Consider the following 9,810-nt stretch of genomic DNA (forward strand, 5'->3'; position numbering starts at 1 on the left):
GCATGCCGATCGCAGCGCCCGCGAACAAAGCCTGGCTCATCGCCGCCGCCGGACTACTGGCCGCCGCCCTGACCGCCTGCGACGCGCAGTCCGGGCCGACACTGCAGCCCGGTCCGGATGCCCGGCAGGTGACGGTGGTCGGGGCCGGGCAGGTTCAGGGCACACCGGACACCCTGACCGTCAGCGCGTCGACGGAGTCACTGGCCCAGGACGCCACGGCGGCGATGAACCAGACCAACGAGATCGCCCAGCAGGTCATCGACGCGCTCGTCGAACTGGGCGTCGACCGCCAGGACCTGTCCACCACCGAGGCCAGCCTGCAGCCGCAGTTCGGTCCGGAAGACAACACCATCACCGCGTACCGCGCCACCAACTCGATCAACATCACCATCCGCGACCTCGAACAGGCGTCCGACGCCATCGGGCTGGTGGTCAGCACCGGCGGCAACGCCGCCCGGGTCAACTCGATCAGCTACTCCATCGAGGACGATTCGCAGCTGGTCCGCGATGCCCGAACCCGCGCCTTCGAGGACGCCCAGGACCGCGCCGACCAGTACGCGCAGCTCTCCGGCCTGAACCTGGGCAACGTGATCTCGATCTCCGAGTCCGCCGGCCCGACCCCGCCGATACCGATGCCCGGCTCGCCGCGCGCGCTGGAGGCCGCCGTGCCGCTGGAACCCGGTCAGCAGACCGTCGGCTTCTCGGTGACCGTCGTCTGGGAGCTCACCTGATCAGCTGACCGGCTCCAGCAGCACCGGGATGCCGTTGAGCACCGCGGTGCCCGACAGCGGGTCCAGTACCGAACCGTCGTTGAGCTGATTGGCGTTGACGCCCGGCTCGGCCGCGGCCACCCGCTGGCCGGTCCCGTCGCGGTCATGTCCCCAGCCGTGCGGCAGCGACGTCACACCGCGGCGCAGCCCGTCGTCGAGTTCCACGGGCACCACCAGCTCTCCGCCCGGGCCCTTCACCCGGACGGTGTCGCTGATGCCCAGTTCGGCGGCGTCGTCGGGGTGGATGCGCAGCGTGCACCGGTTGGTGCCGCCGGCCAGCGCGGGCAGGTTGTGCATCCAGCTGTTGTTCGAGCGCAGGTGCCGCCGCCCGATCAGCACGAACCCATCGGTGCGCCGGTCCAGCGCCTCGCGCAACCGTGCCGCGTCGGCGATCAGCGGATCGGGCGCGAGTTCGATTCGGCCGGAGGGGGTTCGCAGCACCTCGGTCACGCGCGGCTGTAGCGGGCCCAGGTCGATGCCGTGCGGTGCGGCTTTGAGCATGGCCAACGTCAACCCGTCCGGCCGGGCGCCGAACGCGTCACCGTAGGCACCGAGCCGCAGCATCATGTCGAGGCGACGCTCGTACCCGGGCCCCGGTTCCAGCATCGCGGTCAGCTCGTCGACCGACCGACCGGCCACCGGTGAGTGCGGGTCGGCGGTCTCCTTGGCCAGTGTCGACGCGATGACCTGATCATCGACCAGCGCCGGATCACCGTCGGCGCCGACCCCGGAGAGGATCAGCGCGATACGCGACAACAGCTCGGCCTCGTCGGGCCGACCGGACGGCGGCAGCACCGGCGGCGAGTAGCGGGCGTTGTTGCGCACCGCCAGGCCGTTGAGCGCCAGATCGAAATGGGCGGCGCGCGACGGCGGAGGCGGGGGCAGGATGACGTCGGCGTGCCGGGTCGTCTCGTTGAGGTAGGGGTCGACGCTGAGCATGAAGTCCAGGCCGGCCAGCGCCCGGTCGAGGCGCTCGCCGTCGGGCGCGGACAGCACCGGATTGCCCGCGATGGTGACGACCGCCCTGATCTGTCCCTCGCCGGGGGTTTCGATCTCCTCGGCCAGCGCCGCGGCCGGAAACTCCGACAGCGCTTCGGGATAACCCGAGACGCGGCTGTGCCAGCGCCCGGTCACGAAACCGCGCCCGGGTTTGGGTGGCCGGGGCGCCGGCGCGACCGGCGACAGCGGGAACATCACCCCGCCGGGCCGGTCGAGGTTTCCGGTCAGGACGTTCACCACGTCGACCAGCCAACTGCCCAGAGTGCCGAATTCGACCGTGGACGTCCCGATCCGGCCATACACCGCAGCCGACGGCGCCGCGGCGATCTCGCGGGCCAACGACCGGATCTCGGCAGCGGGCACGCCGCAGTAATCGGCCACCCCCGCGGGGGCGAAGTCGGCAGCCAGCATTCGCACCCGCTCGACACCGTTGACCTGCTCGGCGACCGCGCCGAGCTGCACGAGGTCCTCGTCGAACAGCGTGTGCACCACCCCCAGCAACAGCGCAGCGTCGGTGCCCGGACGCGGGGCCAGGTGCCGGTCGGCGATCTCGGCGGTCCGGGTGCGGGCCGGGTCGATGACAACCAGCCGGCCACCCCGCTTGCGCAGCGCGCGCAGCTTGCCGGGAAAGTCGGGCGCGGTGGTCACGCTGCCGTTGGAGACCAGCGGATTGGCGCCGATCACCACCAGGTAGTCGGTGCGGTCCAGGTCGGGGACGGTGAACGCGACCGGATTGCCGAACATCAGACCCAGCGCCACGTGCTTGGGCATCTGATCCAGCGTGCTGGCCGAGAACAGCTGCCGGGTGCCCAGCGCCTTGACCACCAGCGGGGCGTAGAGTCCGCCGGCGACGGTGTGGGCGTTCGGATTGCCCAGGTAGACCCCGACCGAGGTGCCGCCGTGCTCGGCGACGACAGCGCCCAGGCCGGTGGCGACCGCGGCGAATGCTTCGTCCCAACCCACCTCGGTGAGCACGCCGCCACGCCGCACCAGCGGGGCTCTCAACCGGTCGGGATCGTTGTCGAGCTCGGGAAAGCTCGCCCCCTTCGGACAGATGAAGCCGGCGCTGAACACGTCGTCGCGGTCACCGCGGGCGGCGGTGACCCGGCCGTCCTGGACCGTCAACGACAGCCCACACGTCGCTTCACACAGCGGACAGATCCTCAGCGCAGTAGCGACCATGACCGCATTCTGCGCCCGTCAGCCGTGTTCGTACACCTTGGGCTCGAGGGTGCCGATGAACGGCAGGTCGCGGTAGCGCTCGGCGTAATCGAGGCCGTAACCGACGACGAACTCGTTGGGGATGTCGAAGCCGACATAGGTGATGTCGACGTCGGCGCGCACCGCTTCGGGCTTGCGCAGCAGAGTGCATACGCGCAGCGAGCGCGGATTGCGGGTCGCCAGATTGCGCAGCAGCCACGACAGCGTCAGGCCGGAGTCGACGATGTCCTCGACGATCAACACGTCGCGGTCACTGATGTCGCGGTCGAGGTCTTTGAGGATGCGTACCACCCCCGACGACGACGTCGACGACCCGTAGGAGCTGACCGCCATGAACTCCAGTTGCGTCGGCAGCGGGATGGCGCGCGCCAGATCGGTGACGAACATGACCGCGCCCTTGAGGACGGTGATCAGCAGCAGGTCCTGACCGCCGTCATCGTTGACCGCGGCGCGGTATTCGTCGGCGATCTGCACGGCGAGTTCGGCGGTTTTCGTGCGAATCTGCTCTTCGGACAGCAAAACCGACTTGATGTCCCCGGGATACATTTCCGCAGCAGGCGCAGGCACGTCCACAGCGTAGCCGGGGCGGGTCGGGGCCTCAGACAGGCTCGGTGTGCAGCCCTAGCGTCGCGCCCTGCCGGCCGGCGAACAGTCGTTGCCGAGGGCCACCGCCGGGCACAGCCACCGCGCCCTGGCCACGCCATCCGGTGATCAGCTCCTCGACGGCCCGGATGTGCTTGTCGGTCAATCCGCTGGCGCCGTAGGACAACAGCCATCCGCGCAGCACCCGGCGCCGTACCGCTCCGGGCAGCGCGGCCAGCGCCGCCACGTCCGGGTGCCGGCCGAGGTCGGCCAGGGCGGTCCCCGCGATCGCGTCGAGTGCATCGTTGTCCTCGCGCAGCGCGGTGGCGGTGCGGGCCAGTGCCTCCGCGACCCCGCCGGCCAGCACGTCCTCGAGCAGCGGCAGCACCTCGGTGCGCAATCGCACCCGGGTGTAGCGCGGATCGCTGTTGTGCGGGTCGTCCCACGGGGTCAACCCGGCCTCGGTGCATGCGGTGCGCGTCAGCGCGCGGCGTACCCCCAGCAACGGCCGACACCACGGCGGATCCAGCGGGCGCATCCCGGCGATCGAGCGGGCACCCGAACCGCGACCCAGTCCGAGCAGCACCGTCTCGGCCTGGTCGTCGAGGGTGTGCGCCAGCAGCACGGGCCGGCCCGCGCGAGCCCGATCGAGTGCGTCGTAGCGCGCGGTCCGGGCAGCCGCTTCGGGACCGCCCCGTTCGCCGACCTGCACTGTGATGATCTGTGCCGCAACGCATCCAGCTTCGACGGCTTGGCTGTGCGCGGTCGCGGCGACGGTCGCTGAACCCGGCTGCAGGCCGTGGTCGACGATCAGTGCGGTGGTGGGCCGCACACCAGCCGCGGCCACCGTCAGTGCCAGTGAGTCCGCGCCGCCGGACAGCGCGACGCACCACGGACCCGGGTCGAGTCGACGATCGCGCGCGAACCGCGCGACCGCATCGCGCACCTGCGCTACAGCACCCGGTCGATCCATCGCTGCGGCTCGTCGATCTCGGCGGGGCGCGGCAAAGTCTGGGCATCGGTCCACACGGCGTTGAACCGCGTCATCCCGACCTTGCCGACGACCTCGTCGACGAAGGCCTTGCCACGGGTGTATTGGCTCATCTTCGCGTCGATGCCCAGCAGCGCCCGCACCACCCGTTGCAGCGGGGACTGTTTGCGCTGGCGACGCTGGTCGAAGCGGGCCCGGATGGTGGACACCGTAGGCACCACCGCCGGCCCCACCGCGTCCATCACGTGTTCGGCGTGGCCCTCCAGCAGTGTGCCCAGCACCAGCAGCGAATCGAGCGCCGCGCGCTGCGGTTCGGACTGCACGGCCCGCAGCAGACCCAGCACTCCCTTCGAATCCGGCTCTGCCGCAGCTGAATTACTGCTTCGACTGCGCACGTACTCGCCGAGCCGCGACACCACCTGGGTCAGGTCGTCGCTGGCGTCCTCGGTCAGCACCGCCAGCGCATCGGACATGTGATCGGCCAACCAGGGGTTGGCGCGGAACTGCACCCGGTGGGTGACTTCGTGCAGGCACACCCACATCCGGAAATCCGCAGGCCGCACCCGCAGCTGCCGCTCCACTGCGATCACGTTGGGATACACCAGCAACAACGCTCCCCCGCCGGACGCGAACGGATCGTACTGGCCCAGAATCCCCGACGACACGAAAGCCAGCACCGCTGCGGTCTGCGCGCCGGCGATCCGGCCACTGATCATCCGCGGCTTGACCTCGGCGTCCTCACCGCCCCCGGTCATCACTTTCATCGAACGGGTGGCCGCGCGAATCCACTCTGGCCGGTTGAGGATTCGCGCCTCGGGGATCTCACCACCTTCGATGAGTCCGGTGACTTCGCGCACTGGGATCTCGGCCGCCCGGGCGGACTCGGTGAGCTGTTCGATCGACTGCCGACGGGTGTAGTCGGTGGCCGGCGGCTCCGGACGGGCCAGCTTCCCGCCCAGCGTGGCGGCCAGCTCCCAGTCGACGGCACGTCCGACAGCCAAAGATGCTCGGGCTGAGCCGCTCACGTGCGGCACCCGCAGGACCGCAGCGTCGCGGCGAAGGCATCCAGCGCGGTTCGCCCGGTGGGTCCGGCATCGTTGGACAGCAGCGCGAAGGTCAGTACCCGCCCGTCGGAGTCGGTGACGATGCCCGCCAACGAGTTGGTTCCGGTCAGTGACCCGGTCTTGGCGCGCAGGTATCCGACCGCGGCGCGCCCCTGATCGGTGTCGTGGTAGCGGTAGGACAGCGTGCCGCTGCCGCCGGCGATCGGCAGCAGATCGACCAGCGGCCGAAGCTCGGGCACCTCGGTGCCCGCAGCGGCCTGGTTCACCTCGTCGAGTGTCGCGGCGGTCAGCCGGTCATCTACCGAGAGCCCGCTGGAGTCGAACAATCTGGCCCCGGTGGTGTCGATGCCGGCCTTGTCCAGCGTGGCCAGCACCGCCTCGGCGGCACCGTCGAAGCTCTGCGGCCTGCCCGACGCGTCGGCGACCTCGCGTCCGATCGACTCGGCCATCACGTTGTCGGAGAAGTTCATCATTTCCCGTAACCGCTGCATCAGCGGTGGCGACTGCACCGAGGCGATCTCGCGGCCCTGCGCCACCGTGGGCAGCACCCGCACGGTCTGCGGATCCACCTGCAACGCCGTGGCCAGCGCCCGGCCGGCATCCAGCGCCGGGGTCTTGGACCGGCGGGACTCGACGCTGACCGGCTGGGTGCGGCCGCCGTCGAGCATCACCGACTCGATCGGCGCGATGTCGCCGCCGTCGATGTCCAGGGCGTCCCAACCGACCGCCATCGACGGGCCCCGGTAGGCGCTGATGTCGACCTGCACGGTCTGGACGGTGACGCCGCTGCGCCGCACCTGATCGGCCAGATCGACGATGCGCGCCGCGTCGCGGTACCAGGTGTCCTCGCCGCGGGGCGCCGCCGACAATGTCGGGTCGCCACCACCGACCAGCACGATGACGCCCGGCGACGGAGTGATCACACGCGTGGTCAACCGGTCCTCGCGATGCAAGGCCAGCAGCGCCGCCGCGGCGGTGAGCGTCTTGTTCGTCGAGGCCGGCTGCATCGGGATCTGCGCCCCCTGCTCCCAGAGCACCTCGCCGCTCATCGCGTCGGCGATACGGCCGGTGAACATTCCGAGGTTCGGGTCGGCCAGCACCGGGGCCAGCGCAGCCGCCAGACCGCGCCGGGTCGGCATGGCCGACGTGTCGGTCACCGGGACGACTCCGGGCTGCGCAGACGCCGGGGCCGGCGCGGGTGGCACCGCGATCTGCTCGCCGGACTGGCGGGCGGCCAGCACAGAGGCAGCGGTGACCACGGTGACCAGCAGCACAACTGCCAGGCCGAGAATCACGAAGGTGGAACGTCGCCACCGAGTGGGCCGCATGTAGTGCAGGGTATCGCTCGACTAGGGTTGACCCGCGTGGTCGGCAGGCGACCCGACGTCCAGTGGAACGCTCAATATCGAATCAAGGAGTCGCGGCGGTGCAGTTCGACGTCCTCATCGAGATCCCGAAGGGATCGCGCAACAAGTACGAGGTGGACCACGACACCGGCAAGGTGAAGCTGGACCGCTACCTGTTCACGTCGTTCGGCTATCCCACCGACTACGGCTACATCGAAGACACCCTCGGCGAAGACGGTGACCCGCTGGATGCGCTGGTGCTGCTGCCCGAGCCGGTGTTCCCGGGCTGCATCGTCGAGGCGCGCCCGGTCGGCATGTTCCGGATGACCGATGAGGCCGGTGGCGACGACAAGGTGCTCTGCGTGCTGGCCGACCCGCGTTGGGACCACATCACCGACATCGGCGACGTCTCCGAGTTCGAGCTGGATGCGATCAAGCACTTCTTCGTGCATTACAAGGACCTCGAGCCGGGCAAGTTCGTCAAAGCCGCCGACTGGGTGGGCCGTGCCGAGGCCGAGGCCGAGGTCAACCGGTCGATCGAGCGGTACAAGACGTCCGGCGGCCACTAGCGATTCCACTGAATTTGCACACACGTAACACGACGTAACGTCGGTGCCGTATGGCGGTCCGATCATGACGGAATGTTGCTGCATCAGGGGATCGGCCTCGACGCGTTCAACGCCGTGCCGTTGCGCCGGGCCGTGCACTGCGTCTTCGAGTGCTGCTACAGCGTGCCGCTGGCCGCCGACCTGGCGCGCCAGCGTCCCTTCGACGACCACGAACAGTTGTTCCGCTGCGCTGATGCGCTGCTGTTCGGGCTGAGCGAGGAATCGATCGACTCGATCCTGCAGGCCTATCCCGACATCGGGCGGCGGCCCGGCAGCGAGAAGTCGGCGGCCGAACAATGCGCCATCATCGACGAGCGTCCCGAAGTGATGGCCGAGCTGACCGCCGCGTCGAAGGAATACCTGGCGCACTTCGGTTTCGGGTTTGTCATGTTCGTCAACGGGTTCTGCGCCGACGAGGTGCTGGCCGCCGCCCGCGACCGGATGCACAACGACCACGACACCGAACGCAAGGTGGTGCGCAACGAGCTCGCGCGCATCAACCGCACCCGGCTGGAGCGGATGCTGGGCCCAGAGGGCGGCTACGACAACTGGTGAGCTCAGCTGGCGTGCGCGGGCCGGTGCTCGTGCAGCCGACCGAGCACCTCACGCCCCAGTGCCGTCACGTCCTGAGTCGGTGACCCGGCGATCAGCGTAACACCGTCGGCCACCCCGGCCGACGCGATGTCCGAGATCAACCCGAGTAGGCCGGCGACCGTGCCGGCGTAGTGCACGGTGTTCGCGCCGACCGGTCCGAGCGCCCGGCGCGCCGTCCGGAAGTCAGCGGCGATGGCCACGACGATGTCGAGGATCGCCGCCGCCCCGTCCGAGCGGGCGTGGATGCGCTGGCGCATCCGCTGCGCCTGCTGCAAATCAGGGGCGCTGACCCGGGCGATCGGCTGCTTCCGATCGCCGTCGGTCAGCTCGCGTGATCCGGTGTCATCCGCCACGAAAAGCCGCACCCGGCGACGCTAACCGGGTGCCGCAGGCGCCGACCAGCGTTGCGATCAGCGCGAGCGAATCACCGCAGGGGTCCGGCGTCCTGCGCGGGCTCGGGTTCGGGTTCGGGCTTACCGCCGTTGCGAACATCGTGCACCCGGGTCTTGTACAAGCTGGCCACAGTGGTGATCAGCAGCGTGACGACGATGACACCGAGGCTGGCCAGGGTCGGGATCTCCGGGACCGGCACGTGCCGGCCGCCGTTGATGAACGGCAGCTCGTTCTCATGCAGCGCGTGCAGCAACAGCTTGATGCCGATGAAGCCGAGGATGAACGCCAGCCCCTGCGACAGGTACACCAAACGCTTGAGCAGGTCACCGAGCAGGAAGTACAGCTGGCGCAGCCCCATCAGCGCGAACACGTTGGCGGTGAACACCAGATAGGGCTCGCGGGTCAGGCCGTAGATCGCCGGAATGGAGTCCAGCGCGAACAGCAGATCGGTGGTGCCCAGCGCGATGATGACCAGGAACATCGGCGTCATCAACCTGGCCCCGCGGTGATCGCGCACCCAGAGTTTGAGACCGTCCCAGGTGTCGGTGAAGTTCAACCGCTTCTGCGCGAACCGCACCACCGCGTTGTCGGCGTCGTCGTCGTGGTCGGTGTCGCGGACCAGCTTGATCGCCGTGTACACCAGAAACGCGCCGAACAGGTAGAACACCCACGAGAACTGCTCGATGGCCACAGCACCCAGGGCGATGAAGATCCCACGGAACACCAGCGCCAGGATGATGCCGACCAGCAACGCCTGCTGCTGGTAGATCCGGGGCACCTTGAAGCTGGCCATGATGATCAAGAAGATGAACAGGTTGTCCACCGACAGGCTGTACTCGGTGAGCCAGCCTGCGTAGAACTCCACGCCGTACTGGCTGCCGTGGAAGAACCAGATCCACAAGCCGAATGCGACGGCCAAACCGACATAGATGCTCAGCGCTGTTCCGGTTTCCCGGCGCGACGGTTCGTGCGGACGCCGTCCGATCACGATGACATCGAAAAGCAGGATCGCCATCGTCACCGTGAGCGTGATCGCCCACTCCAGCCCACTGACGTTCATGAAACCTCCGGTCGTGTATTACGCCAGAGGTCTGTTCCGCCACCCGCACAGCAGGCAACCCGCGGCACCGGTCGACCGACGACGGACAACGTGATGACGACACCGCAGCGAAGGATTACTCCCCTCCAAGTTGGCCATTGTGCCAGCACCACCACCGACACGCGCAAATCGACGCCGCCCGG

General features: G+C 69.0%; 10 protein-coding genes. 3 read left to right on the forward strand and 7 right to left on the reverse strand.

Annotated elements, in window-relative coordinates:
• The first annotated feature begins 2 nt into the window (after positions 1 to 2).
• Complete coding sequence (locus tag KXD98_RS23570) at positions 3 to 731, forward strand: SIMPL domain-containing protein (protein WP_260760751.1); 729 nt, start codon at positions 3 to 5, stop codon at positions 729 to 731.
• On the opposite strand, the gene KXD98_RS23575 is transcribed toward KXD98_RS23570, so the two are convergent.
• Genes KXD98_RS23575 through dacB form a run of 5 tightly spaced genes read right to left on the reverse strand, consistent with a single transcriptional unit; the run spans position 732 to position 6,955 of the window.
• Positions 732 to 2,951, reverse strand: coding sequence for a molybdopterin-dependent oxidoreductase (locus KXD98_RS23575; RefSeq protein ID WP_260760752.1), 2,220 nt, complete (start codon positions 2,949 to 2,951; stop codon positions 732 to 734).
• A gap of 18 nt (positions 2,952 to 2,969) precedes the next feature.
• Entirely contained in the window at positions 2,970 to 3,536 is a 567-nt protein-coding gene (gene hpt / locus KXD98_RS23580) for a hypoxanthine phosphoribosyltransferase (protein ID WP_260765378.1), read from the reverse strand.
• Positions 3,537 to 3,588: 52 nt separating this feature from the next.
• Positions 3,589 to 4,545, reverse strand: a complete 957-nt coding sequence (tilS, locus tag KXD98_RS23585; protein ID WP_260760753.1) for a tRNA lysidine(34) synthetase TilS — start codon at positions 4,543 to 4,545, stop codon at positions 3,589 to 3,591.
• Positions 4,524 to 5,588, reverse strand: a complete 1,065-nt coding sequence (locus KXD98_RS23590) for a zinc-dependent metalloprotease (RefSeq protein WP_260760754.1) — start codon at positions 5,586 to 5,588, stop codon at positions 4,524 to 4,526. Before KXD98_RS23590 ends, tilS begins: the two co-directional genes overlap by 22 nt.
• On the reverse strand, positions 5,585 to 6,955 hold the full coding sequence (gene dacB / locus KXD98_RS23595) for a D-alanyl-D-alanine carboxypeptidase/D-alanyl-D-alanine-endopeptidase (RefSeq protein WP_260760755.1): 1,371 nt from the start codon (positions 6,953 to 6,955) through the stop codon (positions 5,585 to 5,587). The genes KXD98_RS23590 and dacB overlap by 4 nt, the downstream gene beginning before the upstream one ends.
• A 98-nt stretch (positions 6,956 to 7,053) precedes the next feature.
• On the opposite strand from dacB, the gene KXD98_RS23600 reads away from it, so the two are divergent.
• Complete coding sequence (locus tag KXD98_RS23600) at positions 7,054 to 7,542, forward strand: inorganic diphosphatase (RefSeq protein ID WP_260760756.1); 489 nt, start codon at positions 7,054 to 7,056, stop codon at positions 7,540 to 7,542.
• A 72-nt stretch (positions 7,543 to 7,614) separates the two neighbouring features.
• Positions 7,615 to 8,136, forward strand: coding sequence for a 2-oxo-4-hydroxy-4-carboxy-5-ureidoimidazoline decarboxylase (locus KXD98_RS23605; protein ID WP_260760757.1), 522 nt, complete (start codon positions 7,615 to 7,617; stop codon positions 8,134 to 8,136).
• A 2-nt stretch (positions 8,137 to 8,138) separates the two neighbouring features.
• Here KXD98_RS23605 and KXD98_RS23610 read toward each other — a convergent pair whose 3' ends face one another.
• Both KXD98_RS23610 and KXD98_RS23615 read right to left on the reverse strand, forming a co-directional pair.
• Entirely contained in the window at positions 8,139 to 8,540 is a 402-nt protein-coding gene (locus KXD98_RS23610) for a hypothetical protein (RefSeq protein ID WP_260760758.1), read from the reverse strand.
• Between the two features lie 59 nt (positions 8,541 to 8,599).
• A complete protein-coding gene (locus tag KXD98_RS23615; RefSeq protein ID WP_260760759.1) occupies positions 8,600 to 9,628 on the reverse strand; it encodes a TerC family protein in 1,029 nt (342 codons plus the stop codon).
• Between the last annotated feature and the right edge of the window lie 182 nt (positions 9,629 to 9,810).

This window comes from Mycobacterium sp. SMC-4 (assembly GCF_025263265.1).
Taxonomy (GTDB): domain Bacteria; phylum Actinomycetota; class Actinomycetes; order Mycobacteriales; family Mycobacteriaceae; genus Mycobacterium.

Coding starts and splice junctions, on each gene's coding strand:
- KXD98_RS23570 (WP_260760751.1), top strand. CDS start 3: ATGCCGATCGCAGCGCCCGCGAACAAAGCCTGGCTCATCGCCGCCGCC.
- KXD98_RS23575 (WP_260760752.1), bottom strand. CDS start 2,951: ATGGTCGCTACTGCGCTGAGGATCTGTCCGCTGTGTGAAGCGACGTGT.
- hpt (WP_260765378.1), bottom strand. CDS start 3,536: ATGTATCCCGGGGACATCAAGTCGGTTTTGCTGTCCGAAGAGCAGATT.
- tilS (WP_260760753.1), bottom strand. CDS start 4,545: ATGGATCGACCGGGTGCTGTAGCGCAGGTGCGCGATGCGGTCGCGCGG.
- dacB (WP_260760755.1), bottom strand. CDS start 6,955: ATGCGGCCCACTCGGTGGCGACGTTCCACCTTCGTGATTCTCGGCCTG.
- KXD98_RS23605 (WP_260760757.1), top strand. CDS start 7,615: ATGTTGCTGCATCAGGGGATCGGCCTCGACGCGTTCAACGCCGTGCCG.
- KXD98_RS23615 (WP_260760759.1), bottom strand. CDS start 9,628: ATGAACGTCAGTGGGCTGGAGTGGGCGATCACGCTCACGGTGACGATG.